Raw genomic sequence first — 21643 nt, 5'->3', positions numbered from 1 at the left:
AGTCATGCCGCACATCACCGCCGACCGCGCCCCGCGCTTCGAGAACGACCACGCGAGCTTCATCGGCCTGGCCGCACCCAGTCGTGGTTCCACCGAGAACAGCGCATGGCGACTGACCATCAAACCGGGCGTGGACGCGCCGGCGCACGCACTGACTCGCGAGGAGATCTTCATCGCGCTGTCCGGCACGATGAATGTCACCATGGACGGCGAAATCCTCACGGTCGCAGCCGGAGACGCATTCATCGTGCCCGCGCACCAGTCGTTCGCCATGTCCAATCCGAACGATGAACCGTTCGAGGCGATCGTGGTGCTGCCCGTCGGCGGGCAGGGCCTCATCCCCGGTCAGCCGCCGATTGTCGCTCCCTGGGCGCGCTGATCCGCCGCCGGGCCGGGCGGCGGATCAGGGGTGTCGCCTTCCGGGCCGAACCAGGACGGGATCACTTCGCGGACAAAGGAACTGATGCATTCTGCGGTCGGCCCGGAGAGGATTTCGCCGACGAAGTAGATGCCGTCCCGGCCCTGGATATCCGACACCCGCTCGAACCAGCCTTCGCGGACCGCGGTCGCGCTGGGGTAGGCGGGCCATTCGGCAATGGTCTCGGCGACGAGTTCCGGGTCGTCGAACAGGAACAGCCCCTCTTTGGCGAGCGCCCAGGCCTGGGCATCCGTTATCGAGGTGTCGGAATTGCTGAAGCAGATCCAGTACGGACCGGGGTGCTGTTTGTTGGCGGCGGTGATGCGGTGCAGGGCTTGTTCCGGATCGGAGTCGGTGTAGCTGCCATACGGCTCCAGCAGCCAGAAGCCGAGAGGCTCAGGGGAATTCGATCGGCTCGGGAAGGTGAGAAGCTCCTCCCGGACCTTGATCAGATAGCTGCGGGTCCAGGTTCGGGGACAGTTCCGCTCGGCGAAGAGTTCGTGAACAGCCCCGGCGGGGAAGATATCCCGAATTTGGGCGGGACGTGCTGTCACCACCACGCGTGAATACATGGCACTGCGATTCTCACCGCCTGCCGTGTACGTAACCCGAACACCCTCTCCCGGAACAGGTTCGATAGAGGTCACTGTGCTGTCGACGCTGACTTCGAGTCGGCAGTCGTCGACGATCTGCCGAATGAAACTGATGAATCCGTGCCGGAAGGCCACGGTGACCGGCCTGCGAGAGTTCATCTGCGCGCGCAGCGACTGCGGCATTCGCTCGAGCAGCGCCTGCTTCTGCGCCGGGTAGAGCGACAGGATCATCTTCGCCAACTGCGAAACATGACCCGAGATATGCGCATTGATATTGATGATGGTTTCGGCGGGCTGCCGGGGCCTGCGCATATTCGCGTACAGCGTGAGCCCCTGCAGAATCTCACCGACCAGTGGGGTGTGGCGCGCCCGGTACGTCTCCCACGTCTCGCCGGGGATCCGATCGAAGGCCAATCCGCTGAGTCCCGGTCCTCGCTTGTCCCGGATTGCTCGCTCGATCAGGTTCCACGCCTCGGCCAGTTGATCGGCCGCCTGTTCGGGCGTCAGCGTCCGGAACAGCGGTAGGAAGTGCGGCGGAACGGTCAATCCCGGTTTGCCGGAATCGGTTTCGGCCACGAAGTGCAGCGCTTCGACCTGCGTCTCCACCGGATGCTTACCGATCAGCTCATCGATCGCGGTTCCTGCCGCATCCTCGCCGAAGTCCTGCTGAATGATGAGATGTGCTTGGAAATCATAGATTTCGCCCTCCGCCTCGGCGGTCTGGCAGTAGCCGCCGAGCTGCGCACCAGCCTCGAGGATATCGATATTCCGGTAGCCGAGATCGCGTAGTTTCGCGGCTGCGAGGATGCCGCTCTGCCCGGCGCCGACGACGCAGATGGGTGCGGTGAGGTCCATCAGGACTCCTTCGGATGGGTCGCGAAGGTGGGGGATGGTCTCGAGTATGCGGGGCCGGGGTTACGCAGGCAGCCCGAATGTGGCAACGTATCGCCCCGGTGAGTGGAACGTGTTCTATATCTGAGGTGGTTCCCCGCCCTATGGTGCAGGTGATCGGCGTGAGAAGTCACTTCGCCGTCTTTTGGGAAGGAGTGTCCGGATGGACATCACTGCCGCGGTCGCGCGTGGAGCGCAAGTGCCGCTCGCGCTCGAAACCATCACCCTCGAGGAGCCTCGCGCGGATGAGGTCGTGGTGCGCATCGTCGCCACCGGCGTGTGCCATACCGACCTGGTGACCAAGAGCGTCTTCCCGCCCGAGCTGCCCATCGTCCTGGGCCACGAGGGCTCGGGCATTGTCGAGCAGATCGGCTCGGCCGTGACCGATGTGAAGGTCGGCGACCACGTACTGCTGACCTACGGCAGCTGCGGCACGTGCACCCAGTGCACCACCGGCGCGCCCTCGTACTGCGAGCAGTTCGTCATGCTGAACACCTCCGGCGGCCGCACCGACTTCACCTCACCGCTGAGCATCGGCGGCGAGCGGGTCATGGGCGCGTTCTTCGGCCAGTCCAGCTTCGCCACCCACGTACTGGTCGGCCGCCGCAATGTGGTGGTGGTGGACGACGATGTGGATCTGGTCGCCTGCGCCCCCTTCGGCTGCGGCGTGCAGACCGGCGCCGGTGCGGTCGCCAATGTGATGCGCCCGGCCCCGCACGAGTCCATCGTGATCTTCGGCGCCGGCGGTGTCGGCATGTCGGCGCTGCTGGCCGCGCGTGCGCTCGGCGTCGAGAATGTGGTCGCGGTGGATCTCTCCGCCGAAAGACTCGCTGTGGCAAAGGAACTGGGTGCGTCGACGGTGATCGACGGTGCGGCCGAAGACGTTGTCGCCCAGGTGCAGGCCGCCACCGGTGGCGGTGCGACCTTCGCACTGGACACCACCGCGGCCAACCCCGTGATCGCCAACGCCCTGCTGGCCCTCGCGCCGCGCGGCACGCTGGTCCTGGTCGGCCTCGGCGAGGCCGCCATGGAATTCGAGATCGGCCACCTCACCGGCAACGGCAAGGCCGTGCGCGGTTGCATCGAAGGCAGTTGCGACCCACAGGAATTCATCCCGCAGCTGATCGCATGGCATCGCGCGGGCAAGTTCCCGATCGAGAAGATCTCCCGCCAGTACCCCTTCTCCGAAATCAATACGGCCATGCACGACGCCGAAATCGGTGCGACCATCAAGCCGATCCTGGTGCTCCCCACCGCCGACTGAGCGGTGCCACATGACCCTCGGCGCGGTGCACGCTGTGCCGAGGGTCGTCACGTCTCGCGACGCCGGGCGACCATTCGCAGGCCGTGCTTGGGGCGCAGGGTCAATGTCGCCTCCGGTTCGACCGGAAATCCGGGGACCAGGTCGAAAACGTAGTGCTGGCTCCACATTGCGGTGATGAGCACGGATTCCATGAGTGCGAAACTCGAGCCGATGCAGATTCGCCGGCCGCCGCCGAACGGCAGGTAGGCCGAGCGGGGGCGGCCCTTGCCCGCGCCGGGGAGGAAGCGGGACGGGTCGAATTGTTCCGGTTCCGGCCACCACCGCGCGTCGTGGTGGATGAAGTGGGAGGGCACGATGACCGTGGTGCCGCGCCGGATGTGATGGCCGTCGATGACATCGTCCTCGATGGCGACCCGCGGAATTGTCCACGCGGGGGAGAAGTATCGCATCGCCTCCTGCACGCAGGCCGAGGTCCACAATAGTTTCGGCAGATCCTCGACGGTCGGGGTGCGGCCCTGTAGGACGGTGTCGACCTCCGTCAGCATGCGTTCGCGGGCTTCGCTGTTGAGGGCCAGCAGGTACCACATCCACGACAGCGCATTGGCGGTGGTTTCGTGGCCGGCGAGCATGAAGGTGAGCGCCTCGTCCCGGACGCGCTTGAGTTGCAGTGTTCCTTCGGAATCGGCGGCGGTGAGCAGATGGTTCAGCAGATCCGGACTGTCGGTGGGGTTTTCGTAGCGGTCGGTCACCACGCGCCAGACCTCGGCGTCGAGAGTGCGCACAATGTGCTGGATCTTGCGCAGCGGCGGCGGCAGGGGAATCGGCGTGAAGGCGACCCGGGCCGCGGCCCGCCACAGTGACTTCGGTGGCGCGGCGACCACGAACAGCCGCTCCAGCCGCTCGGCGAACCGCAGTCCGCCGGTGACCAGGCCCGACATCCGTTGCGCGATATGGCCGAACTGCTGGCCGAACAGTGCGCTGCCGACAACGTTCAGGGTCAGCTGCACCATTTCGCCGACCATATCGATCTCGGCGCGGGCGGGCCCGGTGTCGAGCGCGGCGATGCTTTCGGCGATCGGCTCGACCATCAGATCGAGCAGCCCGTGGAGATGCCGTCTGGCGAACATCGGATTGAGCAGTGTCCGGTGCCGCTGCCAGGACTCGCCCTCATCGGTGAAGAGGCTGATGCCCAGGATCGCGCGCAGCATTTCGTATTCGAAGGCCTTCTCGTACTTCAGGCGGCCCCCGTGCAATACATGGTCGACGTAGTCGGGATGGTTCAGGACCGCATACCGCCGGGTGCCCGCCCGGAATCGCAGCAGATCAGTGTCTTTGGCCCGGCCGAAGATCCCGGCCTGGACGTCGAGTCCGACCGTCAAGGCCTCCAGCGTCGCGGTCGAAGTGCGGGTGCGTTTGCTCGGCCGTGCCGAACTGTAGTGCTGCTCAGCAGCTTCGGGTATGAGTGTGGACATACCGGACCCTCCTTGGGTCGACACCGCATCGTGTCGCTCCGCGCTCAACTGGTGACGACTGTCACCAATGACTGCGCATGTCACCAGTTTGTGAGCGGCCCCCGACCTTGTCAAGATGGAACAGTGTCGACACCGAAGACGTGGGGCGGGCGCAGCGCCGTGGAGCGCCGTACCGAGCGCAGGCAGCGGCTGATCACCGCCGCCCTGGAGATCTGGCGCGAAAACGGCTGGCCCGCAGTCACGATCCGCGCGGTGTGCGCCCGCACCTCCCTCAACGACCGCTACTTCTACGAGACGTTCACCGATCGCGACGAACTGCTCGGGGCGGCCTGGGAAACCGTTCGCGACGATATGCTCGAAGCCCTCGCCACCGCCTTCGAGGACAATCTCGACCGCCCGCTGCCCGAAATCGTCCGCATCGCAGCAACAGTCGTCACCGACCGTATGTCCGCCGACCCCGCCTACAGCAGAATTCTGCTGCTGCACCACGCCGGCAGTCCCGCCCTCGAAGCGTGCCGAGTGAACGCCATGCGCCTCACCGCCGGTCTCGTGGTGGCCGGCGCCCTTCGCGTTCTCGGCCCTGCCGCCGACGAACGCGCACTCCACATGGACGCGATCATCGGCGTGGGCGGCTTCGTGGAACTCATCACCGCCTGGCAATCCGGCTTACTCGATTGCACCGCCGCCGAAATCGTCGATCACACAGTGCGTCTGGTGTCCACCTTCAGCCTCGACCACGCGGATGCCTTCGCCCGCAGAGAAGCCGCCGTCGACAAATAGGACTTCTCAGGACGAATTACGGGTGCAGTCGGCGTACGTAATCCTGATAGTCCGTCACGAACCCGTCCCCGTCGAATTCGATATCGGCGCTGTAATCGCCGGAACTGAAGCCGACCACACCCTTGCCGCGCGGCTGGTAGCGCTGCGCGGCGAGGCGCGAGGTCAGTTGCGGAACATCGACATACCGCATGGTGTAGTCCCGCGGCGTGGCATCCGGCAGCAGCAGTCCGTCGCGCAGCACGGGCAGCGAATTGAAGAACACCGCATGCTGCACATCGAAGAAGTCGGCCCCCTCGAGGCTGTGCCGGACCGGCCCGTCACCGATATCGACGATCAGCTCCGAACCGTCGAGCTGCCAGCGCAATTCGTAGACCAACCCGATCTGCGTGCCGCGAGCGCGATCGAGGCTCTCCACCTGGACGATCTCCATGCGCGGCTCATCGATCCCCTGCCAGACGAATGTTCGCACGCCCCTGAGACTACCGATCTCATGTGCGTGACAGCGTCGAAAACCAGCGGTCGTGCGCGTCAGAAGTGGGCGGCCACCTCGTAGAGGTTGGTGGTGGCATGCTCGACGAGCTGTTGTGCTGCGGCTCGGGTCTTTTCGATCACGGGAAGGTGGGCGCGGGCCTCCTCGAATTCCGCTCTGCCTGCCCAGTGCATGTGGTTGATCACCTGTGTGCCGTCGAGGCTGCGGAGCAGACTGATCGAGCGCAGCCCCGGCACTGCTGCCGGATCGCCCGCCGATCCGATGGTGTCGATCAGCGCCTGCTGGTTCTCGGGCCGGACGGTGAGCACGATCAGTACGAACAGGCCCGGGTTCTCGGTGGGAATGATGTTCACGATGACGCTCCTGGCGTGTGAGGTGAGCACGGTTGAAGTGACCACAGTTGTAGACGGGCGGTGATTCGCCGGAGGCGCTGAAACTGGCTGCGGTGTGGCTTTCTGTCGCAAAATATGGCTAGAGATGAAGGAATCCGGCACGAGGGGGTTCGATGGAGCTCGACGATCTGCGGCTCGTGCGTGCCCTGCAACTGGCGCCGCGGGCAAGTTTCGCCAGGCTCGCGGAGGTGGTCGGGGTCCATGAGCGGACGGCTGCCCGCCGCTACCGCAGGCTGCGCCGGGCGGGGATTGTGCGCATCTTCGGCATGGTCAATCCGATGGCGGTCGGGTACCAGTTCTGGCAGGTGCGGGTCCGCTGCCGGCCGGATGCGTCGGAGTCGCTGGCGACGGCGCTCGCGGCACGCGACGATATTGCCTGGGTGGCAGTGACAGCCGCCGGTTCGGAGGTCTCGTTCTCGGTTCGATCGCTGTCGGCGGAGCGGCGTGATCTGCTGCTGACACGACTGCTGCCACGCTCGGCGCAGGTGCTCGATATCGAGGCCGCGGTGGTACTGCACATCTTCCGGGGACTGAGCTCTCGTGGCTGGTCCTCGTTCGGCGGGGCGCTCACCGCCGAGGAGATCACGCTGCTCACGGCCGAAGAGGTGGCCGAGGGCGAGGCGGCGCCGATTCCGCTCGAGCCGTGCGACTCTGCGTTTTTCGGCGTGCTGGCGGCCGACGGTCGCGCTACCACCGCGCAGCTGGCGGAGGCCGCCGGAATCAGCGAGGGGCGGGCGGCCCGGCGTTTGGCCGTGCTGAGGCAGAGCCGGACCCTCATCATCGATCTTGATCTGGCGCACGAGGTTTTCGGCATCACCGTCGGGGCCCAGATCTATTTCGCCGTCACCCCGGCCCGCCTGCACGAGGTCGGCGAGGCGCTCGCCCGGCTTCCGGAGGTGGGATTTGCCGCCGCCTTGTCGGGCCGCCACAACCTGATGGCATCGGTCGCCTGCCGCGACCTGTCGCACCTCTACGCATTCATGACCGCGGACGCGGGCACCCTCGACGCCATCGTTTCCATGGAGGTTGTGCCGCTGGCGCGCATGGTCAAACAATCCGGTGGGCTCATCGCAGACGGGCGGCTCGTCGACCCCGGCACAGCGCGGGATTGATTGTCGATTTCCGGGGCAATCCGACTACAGACGCCTGTCCCGAGACCGCGGACTCGGGGCGGCATACCGCGTGTCTGGCGTCGGAAGAGCTGAGGAGGTCATCGTGAACCCTGCAGGCCACGACGAGTCGTATGTGCAGAATGTGCCGGAGCCGATGCCGAGGGAGCAGGCGCCGCCCCTGGAACCGGTGCACCCGATCGAAACAACGCCGCCGATCGAAACCACCCCGCCGGCTCGGGTCAAACGGACGAGAGCCGGGAGCGTGTGGGCGAGCTTGAGCGCCGGCGGCGTATTCCTGGTGGTGTTGCTGATATTCGTGGTTCAGAACACGACCAGCACCCGAATCGGGTTCCTGGGATGGCATTTCGCGCTGCCGATCGGTGTCACCATTCTGGTGGCGGCCGTAGTCGGGCTGCTGGTGATGGCGATTGCCGGGGGAGTGCGGATCATCCAGCTGCGCACCGCGTTCACGCGCCTGGCCCGCGGTCACAAACCCGGTGCCCTGCACGACTAGACCTGGCGAGCGCCGGTGGGGTGTCGTACGGTTGAGCCCGGCCGGGCGAAGCGAAATGGGTCATGATGACGGCGATTACGAACCTGATGAAGGGCCAGAACGGGCCGCTGACAGTCGGCGATGTGGTGATCTGGGTTCAGATCGCCGCGCCTGCCGACCTTTCCGCGCTCCTGGTCACCGAGAGCGGGAAGGTGCGATCCGATGCGGATTTCGTCTTCTTCAACCAGCCCAGCGGGCCCGGCGTCAATCTGCAGCCGGGCGCTCCCGGGCAGCTTGCCTCGCTGCGGGTGTCGCCGGCGGCGATCCCGGCCGATATCGCGCAGATCCGAGCCGTCATCACCCTCGACGGAGCGGGCAGTAGTTTCGGCGCCATTCCGGCGCCGATCGCCTATGTCTCCGATACCGCGGGAAACCCGTTGTACGCGTACCGGATCGACGGGCTGACCAGTGAATCCATTGTGATCGCGCTGGAACTGTATCGGCGCGTGGGTGATTGGAAGGTGCGCGCGGTCGGCCAGGGATACGCCGGTGGGTTTGCCGCGCTGGTGACCGATCACGGTGTGCGGGTCGACGATGAGGTGACACCCGCACCGCAACCGCAGTTCCAGCCGCCGCCCCCGCCGCAACAGTTCCAGCCGCCCATGCCGCCGCCGCAGCAGTACCAGTCACCTCCGCCGCCACCCCAGCAGTTCCAGTCGGCTCCGCCGCAGCAATACCAGCCGGCTCCGCCTCCGCCGCAACAGTTTCAACCGGCCCCGCCGCAGCAGTTCCAGTCGGCTCCGCCGCCGCAGTTCCAGCCTCAGCCGCAAGGGTTTCACCAGCAGCCGCCGTTCCCGCCCTCCTCGCAACAGCCGCAGGTGCGGTCGGTGCCGGGGGAGGAGAAGTTGTCGCTGGAGAAGCGGCAGACGCTGAACATGCGTAAGCAAGAGGTCGCGAAGGTATTGCTCACCAAGGGCGCCAACGGTATTCGTGCACGCGTCATCCTGGTGATCGACAAGACCGGGAGCATGTCGCGGGAGTACGCCTCGGGCGTGGTGCATCGGGTGGTGGAACGCATGGTTCCGGTGGCGACACAGCTCGATGACGACGGCCAGCTCGAGCCCTACCTGTACGGCAAGAGCTTCGCCAAACTGCCCAATGTCACGGTTGCCGATGCCGACGCCTGGTGCGAGACCTTCATTCATATGTCGGGCAAGCACGGCGGCATCAACTACAGCAAGATCGGCGGCGTCAATGACGAGCTGCCGATCATGACGGAGGTCCTGAAGTCGCTACGCCCCGGCGACGCACCGACTCTCGTGCTGTTCTTCACCGACGGCGGCTTCTCCAAGCGGACCCAGATCGCCGCCCTGATGCGGGACGCCTCCAGGTACCCGGTGTTCTGGCAGTTCATCGGTCTCGGCCACAGCGGATTCGGCATCCTGCACGAGCTCGACACTCTCGACGGGCGCGTAGTCGACAATGCGGGCTTCTTCGCCGTCGGTGATATCGACCGCATGACCGACGCCCAGCTGTATGCCCAGCTGCTGAATGAATTCCCCGGCTGGGTGCGCGCCGCGCAGGCGGCGAACATTCTGCGCTGACCATACTGATCGGCCGAGTTTTCCGGGTTGCGCTGCGGTCTACCCCGGTTTACCTCACACTGAGCTCCTGGTAAACGCTGTGAGGGCGGCGTTTTTCACTCGGGAGTGCGCATGACCGAAATTCAGCACCAATCCGACGACGAACGCAGGCTGGCCGAGCTCGGCTATAAACAGGACCTGGCTCGATCCTGGTCCGGATTCTCCAATTTCGCCATCAGTTTCACCGTTGTCTCGATCCTGACCGGCGGGCTCGCCAGTTACGGCATCGGGCTCGCCAACGGCGGACCCATCACCATGGCGTGGGGCTGGCCCCTGGTCTCGGTGATGGTGCTGTTCGTGGGGCTGGCCATGGCCGAATTGGCCTCGGCCTACCCGACTTCCGGCGGGCTGTACTGGTGGGCCTCGGAGCTGGGCGGGCCCATCTGGGGCTGGTTCACCGGCTGGTTCAATCTTATCGGGCAGATCGCGGTCACCGCCGCAATCGATTACGGCGCAGCCATTTTCACCACCGTGGTGCTCAATGTGATCGGCCTCGACATCGGAACCGACCGCACCGCAATCTTTTTGGTGTTCGCCGCCATTCTGGTGCTGCACGCGGTGCTGAACGCCATCGGCCCGCACCTGTCCGCCGTCATCAACAATGTCTCCGCCTGGTGGCATGTGGGTGGTGTCGCGGTCTTCGTGCTGGTGCTCGGAATCGGTGCGCAACACCATCAGAGCGTCGGGTTCGTCTTCACCAAGACCGTGGACAACAGCGCGGTCGGATTCGGTGGCGTCGCCTTCAGCTTCCTGCTGGGTCTGCTGCACGCGCAGTACACCTTCACCGGTTACGACGCCTCGGCGCATATGTCGGAGGAGACGCACGACGCGTCCCGGACGGCGGCGAAGGGGATCATCAATACCATCGTCGTCTCGGCGATCGCCGGTTACCTGCTGATCATGGCGGTGACCTTCGCGATTCCGAATCTCGACGATTCACTCGATCCGACCAAGAACAGCGGCTACCCGGTCATCTACATCCTGCAGAACTCGCTCAACTCGTTCTGGTCCGGCCTGCTGTTGATCATCGCCGCCGCCGCGCAGCTGTTCTGCGGATATGCCTCGGTGACCTCGGCCTCCCGCATGCTGTACGCCTTCGCCCGCGACGGCGCGGTGCCGGGATCGGCGCTCTGGTCGAAGCTTTCGGCGCGGCGGGTTCCGGTGAACGCGGTCCTGTTCATCTCGGTCTTCGCCTTCATACTGCTGATTCCGTCGATGCTGGTGCCCGCGGTCAATGCCCCGACGGCGTATGCGGCGGCCACCTCCGTCGCCACCATCGGCCTCTATATCGCCTACGGCATACCGATCCTGCTGCGCCAGCTGCACGGCAGCCGATTCCACACCGGCCCTTGGCAACTCGGCCGCTGGTATCGCCCGATCGGGGTGATTGCGATCATCTGGATCGTCTTCATCAGCCTGCTGTTCATTCTGCCCACCGATGACCACGGCTATCCGTGGGTCGATGGATTCACCTGGAACGCAGTCAATTACGCGCCCATCACCCTGGTCGGCGTGGTCGGGGCCATTGCCGTCTGGTGGTTCGTCTCCGCCCGGAAATGGTTCACCGGCCCCAAACGCAATGTTCCGGAGCCGCCGGAGGCCGAAGCCCCCGTCGGCGCCTGAACGGGTGCTACAGCGGGGTCACGTAGGCGCCGGAGATTCCGCCGTCCACGAGGAACTGTGAGGCCGTGATGAAGGAGGAATCGTCGCTGGCGAGAAACGCCACGGCAGCGGCGATTTCCTCCGGCTCGGCAAAACGCCCGGTGGGAATGTGGACCAGCCGGCGAGCGGCGCGCTCCGGATCCTTGGCGAACAATTCCTGCAGCAGCGGTGTGTTCACCGGCCCGGGGCACAGGGCATTGACGCGAATTCCCTGGCGCGCGAACTGCACTCCGAGCTCACGGCTCATGGCCAGCACACCGCCCTTGGACGCGGTGTAGGAGATCTGCGAGGTGGCCGCACCCATGACCGCCACAAAGGACGCGGTATTGATGACCGACCCCTTACCGCGCTCGAGCATATGCCCGATGGCGTACTTGCTGCACAGGTAGACCGAGGTCAGATTCACCTCCTGTACGCGCCGCCAGGCCTCGATTCCGGTGGTGAGAATCGAATCGTCGTCCGGCGGTGAGATACCCGCATTATTGAAGGCGATATCCAGGCCGCCGTAGGTATCGACCGCCGTCTGGAACAGCGCCTCGACCTGAGCCTCCTCGGTGACATCGACCTTCACGTACAGCCCGCCGACCGCCGCCGCCGCGGCCTCGCCGGACGTGGCATCGATATCGGCGACAACAACTTTCGCGCCCTCCTGGGCGAAACGCTTGACGGTGGCGAGGCCGATGCCGCTGCCGCCGCCGGTGACGACCGCTACTCGATCCTGTAAGCGCTGCAACATATCTCCTCTGATCGGATGGCAGGTACTACTCGGTGGCGATGAAGACGTTCTTGGTCTCGGTGAAGGCGCGGGCCGCATCGGGTCCGAGTTCGCGGCCGAGTCCGGATTGTTTGTAGCCCCCGAACGGCGTCCAATACCGTACGGAGGAGTGGGAATTCACCGACAGATTCCCGGCCTCGACGCCCCGGGCCACCCGCAGCGCCCGGCCGACATCGGAGGTCCAGATGGACCCGGACAGGCCGTATTCGCTGTCGTTCGCGATGCGCAGGGCGTCGGCCTCATCGTCGAACGGCAGCACCGCCACCACCGGCCCGAACACTTCCTCGGTCAAGACCCGGTCATCGGCGCCGGAGGGCAGCACCACGGTCGGCGGGAACCAGAATCCGGGTCCGTCCACCTGTGTCCCGGTGAACGCCACCTTCGTCGACGGCTCCAGGAATCCGGCGACCCGCTCGCGGTGCGCCGATGAGATCAGCGGCCCCATTTCGGTGGCCTCGTCGGCGGGGTCGCCGACCTTCACGCCCTGCACCGCCGGTTCCAGCAGTTCCAGGAATCGATCGAAGACACTGCGCTGCACCAGAATCCGTGACCGCGCGCAGCAGTCCTGACCGGCATTGTCGAATACGCCGTAAGGCGCCGTGGCGGCGGCTTTCTCCAGATCCGAGTCGGCGAACACGATATTGGCGCTCTTGCCGCCCAATTCGAGCGTCACCCGCTTCACCTGCTCGGCGCAGCCCGCCATGATCTGCCGGCCCACCTCGGTGGACCCGGTGAACACCACCTTGCGCACCGCGGGATGGGTGACGAACCGCGCCCCGACAATGGAACCCCTGCCCGGAATCACCTGAAAGACGTTCTCCGGCAATCCCGCCTGCAGTGCGAGCTCACCGAGCCTGATGGCGGTGAGCGGCGTGAGGTCGGCCGGTTTCAACACCACCGTATTGCCGGCGGCAAGCGCGGGCCCGAAGCCCCACGCCGCGATCGGCATGGGGAAGTTCCACGGCACGATGATTCCGACAACCCCCAGCGGTTCGTGGAAGGTGATGTCGACACCGCCGGCGACCGGAATCTGATTGCCCAGCAAGCGTTCCGGCAGTCCGGCGCTGTAGTGCAGCACATCGCGGACATTGCCCGCCTCCCAGCGCGCATTGCCGATGGTGTGCCCCGCATTGGCCACTTCCAGCTGTGCCAGGTTCTCGAGATCGGCGTCCACGGCCTCGGCGAATCGGCGCAGGAGCCGCGCCCGATCTCCCGGTGCGACATCCCGCCAGCCCGGCGCGGCCCGCTGCGCCCGGGCGATAGCGGCATCGGCCGCGGCCTCATCGGCCAATTCCACTGTCGCCACGACCTTTTCGGTCGCAGGGTTGACGACCTGGGTTGTTGTCACCGTCAGCGCTCCTTTCCGTACAGTGCCGCCTGCTCCACCAGGGCCCGCATGAGCCGGTGGTCGGTCGCATTCGCTTCCGGATGCCATTGCACGCCGACCAGAAACGGTCCGCCGCTCGTCTCCGCTGCTTCGATGGTGCCGTCCGTCGCGTGTGCCGTCGCGGTGAGACCGGAGGCCAGCGTGTCGATGGCTTGATGATGGTGGCAGTGCGCCTGCACCTCGGCGCCGGCGATGTCCGCCACCGTGCTGCCCGCGACGGTCCGGATGGTGGTGACCGAGAAGGAACCTGGGCCGCCGCTGTGGCCGGTGTGCCCGAGCACGTCCGGAAGGTGTTGCAGCAGTGTGCCGCCCAGCGCGACATTCACCAATTGCAGTCCCCGGCAGATAGCCAGCACCGGTATCCCCGCCGCCCGGGCCAGCTCGAAGAGCGCGAATTCGGATTCGTCGCGGTCCGGTCGGGTGGCGCGAGTCTCGGAATGCGGCGGCGCGCCGTAGCGTGCCGGGTCGATATCGGCGCCGCCGGTCAGCACCAGTCCGTCCAGCCGCTCCAGCAATTGCGGGCCGGGAGTTCCGGTGGGCGGGAGCAGTACCGGCTGCCCGCCGGCCCGCGCCGTCATATCGACATAGCTGAGCGGCAGCACCGCGCTGTCGACATCCCAGGTGCCGAACCGCGTCCGCTCGGCATACGTGGGCAGCCCGATGATCGGCCGCCGCACCACCTCAGAGTCGTTCGAATCCACGCACGCGCTCCCAATCGGTCACCGCGGCGTCGTAGGCGTCGAGCTCGACCTGCGCCGCATTCCGGTAGTGCAGCACCACGTCTTCGCCGAAGGCCGCCTGCGCGATCTTACTGTCGCCGAACAACTGGGCGGCGTCGCGCAGGTTGTGCGGCACCCGGGGCCGGTGCGAGCGGTAGGCATTGCCGTGGAACTCCGGCTCCAGCGGCAGCTGCCGCTCGATACCGTGCAATCCGGCGGCGATGGTGGCGGCCACGGCGAGATACGGATTCACATCCCCGCCCGGCACCCGGTTCTCGAACCGCAGCGACGGCCCGTGACCGACCACCCGCAGCGCGCAGGTGCGGTTGTCCCGTCCCCAGGCCAGTGCGGTGGGCGCGAAGCTGCCCGCCTGGAACCGCTTGTAGGAGTTGATATTCGGGGCGAGCATATAGGTCAGCTCCCGCAGGCAGTCCAGCTGCCCGGCGAGGAAGTGCCGCATGAGCGTGGACTCGCGGCCCGTGCTGTCGGCGAAGACCGGCTCACCCGCCTCATTGCGCAGGCTGAGGTGAATGTGGCACGAATTGCCTTCACGCTCATTGTATTTCGCCATGAAGGTGAGGCTGCGGCCCTCCTGTGCGGCGATCTCCTTGGCCCCGGTCTTGTAGATGCTGTGGTTATCGCACGTCACCAGCGCCTCGTCGTAGCGGAACGCGATCTCGTGCTGCCCCGGATTGCATTCGCCCTTCGCCGACTCGACATACATGCCCGCACCGGACATCTCGTTGCGAATGCGCCGCAGCAGCGGTTCGATGCGGGAGGTGCCGAGCATCGAATAGTCGACGTTGTACTGGTTGGCGGGGGTGAGATCGCGGTAGCCGCCGCGGAACGCCGCCTCGTAAGTGTCGTCGAAAACCAGGAATTCGAGTTCCGTCCCGGCATAGGCCCGCAATCCGTGCGCGGTCAGCCGATCCAGCTGCGCGCGCAGCACCTGGCGCGGTGAGGCCACCACGGGCGTGCCCGCCGGATCCACCTGCTCCACATCGCACAGCACCAGCGCGGTCCCCGGCAGCCACGGCACCAGCCGCAGCGTGCCGAGATCGGGGCGCAGCACGAAATCGCCGTACCCGGTGTCCCACGAGGACATCGCGTAGCCCTCGACCGTCGTCATCTCGACATCCACCGCAAGCAGATAGTCGCAGGCCTCGGTCGCCTGATCGAGCACCTCTTCGACGAAATATCTTGCCGAACAACGTTTCCCCTGCAACCGCCCCTGCATATCCGTCATGGCGACCAGGACGGTGTCGAGCGTCCCCGCCTCGACCTGCTGCACCAAATCCGCGACACTGAGCATTCCGGCACGCATTACGACCCCTCTCGGCATCAACGTGATCACGCTAAGCGAACCGGGGCCTCGCGCGTGCCCGAACACGCAAGGAGATCGCCCCCATCATGGGCGAGGTGCCGCGCGGACGGGACTTCACTCCCGCAGGAGGTCGATCACCTTGGTCTCGTTGAGATCGCCGTGGCCCGCGTCGATGAGCCGGGTGAAGATATCGAGGGCGGTGTGCCCGAGGGCGGCCGGAGCGTGCACGGTATCGGCCAGTTCGACTCCGATGCGAGTGTCCTTCAGCCGCAGCGCAGCCGTGAAAGCGATATCGCGATCGTGCACGCCGTCGAGCATCAGGCGACTGACGCGCACCACCGTGGGGCTGGCGGCGCCGCTGGTGGCGAGCGTATCGACGACGGTGGTCAGGTCCAGCCCCGCGAGTTCGGCGATGCGCAGCGCCTCGGCGGTCGCGGCGATCTGGACGGAGCCGAGCAGATTCTGCACGAGTTTGTACGCGGTACCGGCGCCGACCTCGCCGAAGTGAACAATGGTGGTGCACAGGGGGTTCAACAGCGGACGAGCGGCTTCGAGATCGGCGGTACCCGCGCCGACGAACAGTGTCAGCGCGCCTGCCGCGGCGGCCTCCGGCAGCCCGGTGACCGGTGAGTCGAGGTACCGGAAGCCCTGTGCTGCGGCATGTTTCGCCAATTCCAGCACCCACGGCCGGGAGATGGTCGAGCATTCGACCGCGAACGCGCCGGGTTCCATGTCCCCGGCCAGCGCCCCGTCCTCCCCGAGCCAGACCGCGCGCGAGGCGTCGTCATCGGCCACCATCGCGAATACCGCCTCGGCCCGCGCCACTGCCAGCCGCGGCGTGGTCGCCAGGACGGCCCCGCCCGCAACCAGTTCCGCCGCCTTCTCCGGCGACCGATTGAACACGGTCACCTCATGCCCGGCGGCCACCATGCGCGCGGCCATCCCCAGCCCCATCCGACCCGCGCCCAGAAACGCAATCTTCGCCACCCGCCGCACCCTACCGAGTCGTGGTTACCGAAGATGATCTTGAATCTGAACTCAACTGTCTTGCTCGGCGTCCGGATGTGGCGGCGTGTGTACCCGGGCGGCGATGGCCGCGGCGCCGAGGCAGGCGGCAGCGCCGACGAGGAGCGCGGCGCGGGGGCCCGCGGAATCACAGATCCAGCCGGTGATCACGCTGCCGATCGGGGTGGTGCCGAGGTAGACGAACACCCACAGGGCCATAATGCGGCCGCGGTAGGCGGGGTCCGAATGCAGTTGCAGGGCAGTGGAAGCCAGGGTGACGAAGCAGAAGGCGGCAATGCCGGTGATCACCAGGGCGGCGCAGGCGGTGAGCAGATTCGGGGCCGCGGCGGTGGCGACCAGGCTGAGGCCGAAAGCCAGTGATGCCGCGACCAGATAGGTTCGGCGGGGATGACGGACCAGTCCGACGGCCAGTGACCCGGCGACCGATCCGATGCTGAGCATGGTGGACATCAAGCCGTAGGTGCCGCCGGAGCCGTGGAAGGTCTGCTCGGCCAGAACGGGCAGCAGCACCGCGAAATTGAAGGCCAGCAACCCGACCAGGGCCATCATGGTGAGCGGCAGCCAAAGCTGTTGGCGGGTACGGGCATAACGTATTCCGGCCAGGACTCCGCCGGCTTTCACCGCGGCCCGCGCCGGAGTATCGAGCGGCTTGATGGCCAGCAGCGCACCGACCACCGCGAGGTAGGACACGGCGTTCACCGCGAAACACGGTGTGGTGCCGATCGTCGCGATCAGTACGCCCGCCAGGGCGGGACCGACCACTCGGGCGCTGTTCATCACGATGCCATTGACGCTGGCCGCGCTGGCCAGATCCGCGGGCGGCACCAGCCGGGCGACAAACGCCTGGCGCGCCGGAGCATCGACGATCTGCACCACCCCGCCCGCCATGGTCACCGCGATGACCAGAGGCACGGACGCATGCCCGGCCGCCGCGGCCGCCCACAGCGCCGCGGCGAGCAGGCCGGAGGCGATCTGGGTGCCGATCAGCAGCCGCCGCAGATCCACCCGATCGGCGACAACGCCGCCCCACGGCCCCAGCAGCAGGGGCGGCAGCCCGCCCGCCGCCAGTACCAGGCCCAGCGATGCCGGTGAACCGGTCAGCCGCAGCACCAGCCAGCCGACTGCGGTCGTCTGGACGAAAGTGCCACTGGCAGAGGCGATCTGACCGGCGAAATACCACCGGAAAGGTTGTGATCGCAAGGCTCGGAAAGCATTCGTCCGGCCGGCGGACCGAAGTTGTTCGGTCGGAGCGGCTTCAGGTACTACCGCCAAACCCTCACGGTCCATGACATCCCGTTTTCTCTTCGAAGCCGCCGTGCCCGGTTCTTCCGCGAGCACAGAGATTCCAGAATCACAGCACCCGCGCCCGCTGTCGAACCAGGGCAGGCACCGGCGCCGGCGGCATTGGGTGTAGCTTGGAGGTGTCTGCACCGTATGTCTACGGCGTAGACCTACCAAAGAGGTGAGGCAGTTGTCGTCCAACGAACAGGTCACCCCCATCGACGTTGCGCCGCTCGAATTCTCCTGTGCGGCATGCCCGCACGATCTGGAAGCGCACGCCGGCGTCGGAGTCAGGTTTTGCTCCGCGACCGCGACGAGCGGGCTGGACAGAGGATGCGTCTGCGTTCTCCCGGCCGAGCACGAGAAGACCTACTACCGGCGATAGGAAAGCAAGGCAATGACCACTAAATCACCTTATGAGAATCGGGTCCAGCGGGTCAGCGACACCGTTCGGAAGCATTCCAAGCTCGATGAGAAGACCGCGAACGCACTCGCGGTGCATGTGCTGCACGCTCTCGACACGATCCCCGAGAAAGTGCGCTGACCGCAGCGTTCAACGCCCCTGCCGAGGCCCCGGGGCCTCGGTGAAATATGGTCGGTGGTCGTGGGTAAGCCGAATCGCAAGCATCGGGCGGCCAAGCAGCAGGCGCGGCAGGGTGGGTCCGATTTCTGGACGGCGCCCGATTCGGGGAATGTCACCGCGGCCGATATAGCCGATGCGATCATGACCACCGCCATGGATTCGGCGCAGAGCGGTGCGCGCAGTAAGTCGCCGAAGGGCGATTCCGTAGTGGCCAAACGCTTCGCCGTCGCGCTCGCGGGCAGCGGTCTGCCGGTTCACGAGGTGGAACTGGGCGCGCACCTGGCCGGGCAGCACATCATCACCAGGGCCTTCCAGAACGGCTGGCTGCCCGCCGACATCCACCAGGCCGCGCAGCGCCGGGTCGACACCTTCGCCATCAGCTTCCTGATCGATGTGATGGCCGCCTACATCCGCCCGTTCGCACCCGCCACCGTCGACGAGACCTGGCTCGGGCAACTCCGCGAACTCGCCGCGGACATCTGGTGGTCGGATTCGACATCACATCTGGCCCAATGGGCGGCCAAACATATGCTGACCACCGCCGAGGCGCTCACCACCGTCATCGAGGCGCTCGCACTGTTGATTCTGCTGCCGAAGCTGGAACTCATCCGGCAGTTGCCCGGCACCGCGCGCCCGCATGCCGAGGTGCCCCATCACATCGATGAGAAGGTGCTCGGCCGGGTCCGAGGTCTGCTCGCCAAGGCCGAATCGACCTCCTTTCCGGAAGAGGCCGAGGCGCTTTCGGCCAAGGCGCAGGAGTTGATGACCAAGTACGCACTCGATCGGGTGCTGGTCGATGCCGGCGCCTCGGTCCCCGATCTGCCTGGGGCGCGGCGCATTTGGCTCGAAACCCCCTACGTGGACGCGAAGGCGCTGCTGATCGATGTGGTCGCCAAGGCCAATCGCAGCCGCGCGATCTTCGCCTCGGCGTGGGGCTTCATGACCATCGTCGGCGATGACGGAGACCTGGAGGCGGTCGAACTGCTGTCCACCTCACTGCTGGTGCAGGCCACCAGGGCGATGATCGCCAGCGGTAATACGGACACGCGCAGCGATGAGGCGCGCAGCCGCACCTTCCGGAAGTCCTTCCTGGTCGCCTATGCCTCCCGCATCGGCGAGCGACTGGAGGCGGCCACCGCGGCGACCATCGCGGAATCGGTGGAGCCGGAACGGCTGCTGCCGGTGCTGGCCTCACATCAGATCGCGGTCGACGCCGCCTTCGACACGCTGTTTCCGCAAGCCCGCACCCGCGGCGTCTCCATCCGCAGCGCGGAAGGCTGGGAGGCCGGTCGTGCCGCCGCCGACCGCGCCCGCCTCGACGCCCGCCGATCGCTCGATCGATAGGCGCTCTCCCGCTGCGGGTTCCGGTCCGGATCCGGATGTTGTCCGTTCCTTCCGGTCAGGAATTGACGTATAGGGGGAATGAACTGCGCAAATCGGGACAATGAGGTTTCCTGCGGGTGCTCGCACGCGAAGTATGAGAGGTGTCTCCAAACAAGCCCGACGGAGTTGGGAAAACCTGATGAGGAACACGATCTCTCGCCACCCGGTCGCCGCGTGCGACGGGGACGGTGTGCGCACGGAGAACCGGCCGGGCTCGGTGCTGGCGGGACGATACCGGCTGATCGAACTGCTGGGGGCGGGCGGCTTCGGCCGCGTGTGGAAGGCGCGCGACGCGCTGCTGGGTGTGGACGTGGCCGTCAAGGAGGTCTGCCTGCCGCCGACGGCCTCGAATGTGGAAAGAGCCGAACGGCTTTCCCTCGCCGAGCATGAGGCCCGCACCGCGGCGCGGTTGCGCGATCACCCGAATATCGTGACGGTGCACGATGTTGTCGTACAGGACCGGATGCCCTGGATTGTGATGCGCCTGGTGCGCGGGCAGTCGCTACAGCAGCGCATCGAGGAACAGGGCCGCCTCACGGTGGAGGAAACCACCGCTGTCGCCAGGGCCATGCTGGATGCTCTCGCCGCCGCGCACGACGCGGGCGTGGTGCATCGAGATATCAAGCCCGCCAATGTATTACTGACCGATACCGGCGAGGTGCTGCTCACCGACTTCGGCACCGCGGCACACCTGTCCGAGGATGCGTTCGCCGAGTGCGGGGCGGTCACCGGTTCGGCCGAATACATGGCTCCCGAGCGCATTCGAGGCGTGGGCCACGGGGGCGCCGGTGACCTGTTCTCGCTGGGCGTCACGCTCTATCACGCGATCGAAGGCCGATCCCCTTTTCTCCGTTCGGCTTTGCCCGCGACCCTGGCGGCGGTGGTGTTCGACCGCGCTCCGGCGCCGAAGTACGCCGGTGGCATCGCCGCACTGATCACCAGCCTCCTGGACAAGGATCCCGCTGCGCGACCGAGTATTTCGCAGGCGCGGGCAATGCTCGCCGCACCGGCTGCGGAAGAGTCCGCCGAGGCGGCGCCGGTTCCGGTCGCCGAGGTCGCGGCAGCGGCGCACGCCGGACAGTCCCAGCACCGCGCAGCCACCCAGATTGTGCGCCGGGCCGAACCGCTGAGGTCGGATCCCGGGTTCCGGCGGCCACCGCTGGAATGGGATGTCGCCCGTGCACGTCGCGTTCCGCAGCTGAGACCTGGTCTATCGTCGTGCGATGAGCGCACGGTTCGAGGAGTTGGGCTGGCGGCTGACGCCGATGGGCGAGATCAGTTTGCGGCGGCGGTTCGATCCGGGAGTGCGGGCGGATGTGTACGAGGTCAAGCTGGGGGACGAATACCTCATGTCGAGCCTGTTCACCGTTGCCGAAGAGGAATTGGCGCGGCTCGGGCTGGCACGGACGCCGGGGGAGCGGCTGGACGTGATTGTCGGCGGGCTCGGGCTGGGATACACCGCGCGAACAGCTTTGGCGGATCCGCGGGTCCGGACGCTCACCGTTATCGAATACTCGGACGCGGTCATCGATTGGCATGAGCGGGATCTGCTGCCCGATACCGCCGGTTTGGCCGGTGATCAGCGGGTTGCGCTGGTGTGTGCGGACTTCTTCGCCGCGGCCGTGGGTGCGGTCGGGTTCGATCCGGCGCTGCCGGGCCGGACCTACGATGCGGTGCTGCTGGATATCGATCACTCGCCGCGGCACGTGCTGCATCAACCGCATGCGGGCTTCTACACCCGGGCCGGATTGCAGGCGCTTTCCGCATATCTCGCCCCGGGCGGAACCTTCGCGCTGTGGTCCGACGATCCGCCGGACGACGAGTTCTGCGCGATCCTCGATACCGTTTTCACCGATATCGAGGCTCGGCAGGTGTTCTTCGACAACCCGCTGACCAGGGGACAGTCGTCGAACACGGTCTATCTCGCGACCAAGTAGGCAGTGCCGCGGCCTATG

At 66.3% G+C, this 21643-nt stretch carries 21 protein-coding genes and 1 pseudogene; 12 read left to right on the top strand and 10 right to left on the bottom strand.

Annotation, left to right across the window (positions count from 1 at the left end; all coding sequences use genetic code 11):
• Positions 1-4: 4 nt before the first annotated feature.
• Complete coding sequence (locus OG326_RS29985) at positions 5-379, top strand: cupin domain-containing protein (protein ID WP_327140493.1); 375 nt, start codon at positions 5-7, stop codon at positions 377-379.
• On the opposite strand, the gene OG326_RS29980 is transcribed toward OG326_RS29985, so the two are convergent.
• Positions 346-1866, bottom strand: coding sequence for an FAD-dependent oxidoreductase (locus OG326_RS29980; protein WP_327140492.1), 1521 nt, complete (start codon positions 1864-1866; stop codon positions 346-348). The genes OG326_RS29985 and OG326_RS29980 overlap by 34 nt on opposite strands.
• 199 nt (positions 1867-2065) lie before the next feature.
• Between OG326_RS29980 and OG326_RS29975 the strand changes: the two genes are divergently transcribed.
• Positions 2066-3166 carry an NAD(P)-dependent alcohol dehydrogenase gene (locus OG326_RS29975; protein ID WP_327140491.1) on the top strand — a complete coding sequence of 367 codons (1101 nt, stop codon included), beginning with the start codon at positions 2066-2068 and terminating at the stop codon, positions 3164-3166.
• 47 nt (positions 3167-3213) lie between these two features.
• Here OG326_RS29975 and OG326_RS29970 read toward each other — a convergent pair whose 3' ends face one another.
• Complete coding sequence (locus tag OG326_RS29970; RefSeq protein WP_327140490.1) at positions 3214-4638, bottom strand: cytochrome P450; 1425 nt, start codon at positions 4636-4638, stop codon at positions 3214-3216.
• A gap of 123 nt (positions 4639-4761) precedes the next feature.
• Here OG326_RS29970 and OG326_RS29965 point away from each other — a divergent pair, with 123 nt between their 5' ends.
• A complete protein-coding gene (locus OG326_RS29965) occupies positions 4762-5418 on the top strand; it encodes a TetR/AcrR family transcriptional regulator (protein WP_327140489.1) in 657 nt (218 codons plus the stop codon).
• A gap of 16 nt (positions 5419-5434) precedes the next feature.
• Here the strand turns inward: OG326_RS29965 and OG326_RS29960 are convergent, their stop codons facing one another.
• Together OG326_RS29960 and OG326_RS29955 are read right to left on the bottom strand one after the other, a co-directional pair.
• Positions 5435-5887, bottom strand: coding sequence for a putative glycolipid-binding domain-containing protein (locus OG326_RS29960; protein ID WP_327140488.1), 453 nt, complete (start codon positions 5885-5887; stop codon positions 5435-5437).
• Positions 5888-5946: 59 nt separating this feature from the next.
• Positions 5947-6261: an antibiotic biosynthesis monooxygenase family protein gene (locus OG326_RS29955; RefSeq protein ID WP_327140487.1), complete on the bottom strand. Its 315-nt coding sequence runs from the start codon at positions 6259-6261 to the stop codon at positions 5947-5949.
• Between the two features lie 152 nt (positions 6262-6413).
• Here OG326_RS29955 and OG326_RS29950 point away from each other — a divergent pair, with 152 nt between their 5' ends.
• From OG326_RS29950 to OG326_RS29935, 4 genes are all read left to right on the top strand, one after another.
• Positions 6414-7412 (top strand): Lrp/AsnC family transcriptional regulator, encoded by a 999-nt coding sequence (locus OG326_RS29950; protein WP_327140486.1) that lies wholly within the window; start codon positions 6414-6416, stop codon positions 7410-7412.
• Positions 7413-7515: 103 nt separating this feature from the next.
• The gene (locus tag OG326_RS29945) at positions 7516-7926 is read left to right on the top strand and encodes a LapA family protein (RefSeq protein WP_327140485.1); all 411 of its coding nucleotides are present in this window, start codon (positions 7516-7518) and stop codon (positions 7924-7926) included.
• Between the two features lie 65 nt (positions 7927-7991).
• The gene (locus tag OG326_RS29940) at positions 7992-9509 is read left to right on the top strand and encodes a vWA domain-containing protein (protein WP_327140484.1); all 1518 of its coding nucleotides are present in this window, start codon (positions 7992-7994) and stop codon (positions 9507-9509) included.
• Between the two features lie 111 nt (positions 9510-9620).
• Entirely contained in the window at positions 9621-11171 is a 1551-nt protein-coding gene (locus OG326_RS29935) for an amino acid permease (RefSeq protein WP_327140483.1), read from the top strand.
• 7 nt (positions 11172-11178) lie between these two features.
• Here OG326_RS29935 and OG326_RS29930 read toward each other — a convergent pair whose 3' ends face one another.
• The 6 genes from OG326_RS29930 to OG326_RS29905 all read right to left on the bottom strand — a co-directional run bounded on the left by OG326_RS29930 (position 11179) and on the right by OG326_RS29905 (position 17641).
• Positions 11179-11946 carry a 3-oxoacyl-ACP reductase gene (locus tag OG326_RS29930; RefSeq protein ID WP_327140482.1) on the bottom strand — a complete coding sequence of 256 codons (768 nt, stop codon included), beginning with the start codon at positions 11944-11946 and terminating at the stop codon, positions 11179-11181.
• 25 nt (positions 11947-11971) lie between these two features.
• A complete protein-coding gene (locus OG326_RS29925) occupies positions 11972-13333 on the bottom strand; it encodes an aldehyde dehydrogenase family protein (protein WP_327140481.1) in 1362 nt (453 codons plus the stop codon).
• Between the two features lie 2 nt (positions 13334-13335).
• Positions 13336-14037: a gamma-glutamyl-gamma-aminobutyrate hydrolase family protein gene (locus tag OG326_RS29920; RefSeq protein WP_442791063.1), complete on the bottom strand. Its 702-nt coding sequence runs from the start codon at positions 14035-14037 to the stop codon at positions 13336-13338.
• Positions 14038-14053: 16 nt separating this feature from the next.
• The gene (locus OG326_RS29915; RefSeq protein WP_327140479.1) at positions 14054-15415 is read right to left on the bottom strand and encodes a glutamine synthetase family protein; all 1362 of its coding nucleotides are present in this window, start codon (positions 15413-15415) and stop codon (positions 14054-14056) included.
• Between the two features lie 114 nt (positions 15416-15529).
• Positions 15530-16402 (bottom strand): NAD(P)-dependent oxidoreductase, encoded by an 873-nt coding sequence (locus OG326_RS29910; protein WP_327140478.1) that lies wholly within the window; start codon positions 16400-16402, stop codon positions 15530-15532.
• A 51-nt stretch (positions 16403-16453) separates the two neighbouring features.
• Complete coding sequence (locus OG326_RS29905; protein ID WP_327140477.1) at positions 16454-17641, bottom strand: MFS transporter; 1188 nt, start codon at positions 17639-17641, stop codon at positions 16454-16456.
• 271 nt (positions 17642-17912) lie between these two features.
• Here OG326_RS29905 and OG326_RS29900 point away from each other — a divergent pair, with 271 nt between their 5' ends.
• The 5 genes and pseudogenes from OG326_RS29900 to OG326_RS29885 all read left to right on the top strand — a co-directional run bounded on the left by OG326_RS29900 (position 17913) and on the right by OG326_RS29885 (position 21625).
• Complete coding sequence (locus tag OG326_RS29900) at positions 17913-18107, top strand: RGCVC family protein (protein WP_327140476.1); 195 nt, start codon at positions 17913-17915, stop codon at positions 18105-18107.
• 12 nt (positions 18108-18119) lie between these two features.
• Positions 18120-18266: a DUF6307 family protein gene (locus tag OG326_RS29895; protein WP_327140475.1), complete on the top strand. Its 147-nt coding sequence runs from the start codon at positions 18120-18122 to the stop codon at positions 18264-18266.
• A 60-nt stretch (positions 18267-18326) separates the two neighbouring features.
• Complete coding sequence (locus OG326_RS29890) at positions 18327-19649, top strand: DUF2786 domain-containing protein (protein ID WP_327140474.1); 1323 nt, start codon at positions 18327-18329, stop codon at positions 19647-19649.
• A 100-nt stretch (positions 19650-19749) separates the two neighbouring features.
• A pseudogene (locus tag OG326_RS43070) lies at positions 19750-20667 on the top strand (serine/threonine-protein kinase); the annotation flags it as partial.
• Positions 20668-20911: 244 nt separating this feature from the next.
• Positions 20912-21625, top strand: a complete 714-nt coding sequence (locus OG326_RS29885) for a spermidine synthase (RefSeq protein WP_327140473.1) — start codon at positions 20912-20914, stop codon at positions 21623-21625.
• Positions 21626-21643: the final 18 nt, after the last annotated feature.

This window comes from Nocardia sp. NBC_01327, assembly GCF_035958815.1.
In the GTDB taxonomy this organism is placed as follows: Bacteria; Actinomycetota; Actinomycetes; order Mycobacteriales; family Mycobacteriaceae; genus Nocardia.
Note: the sequence above shows the minus strand (reverse complement) of the source record. Positions and strands in the feature narration are given on the sequence as shown.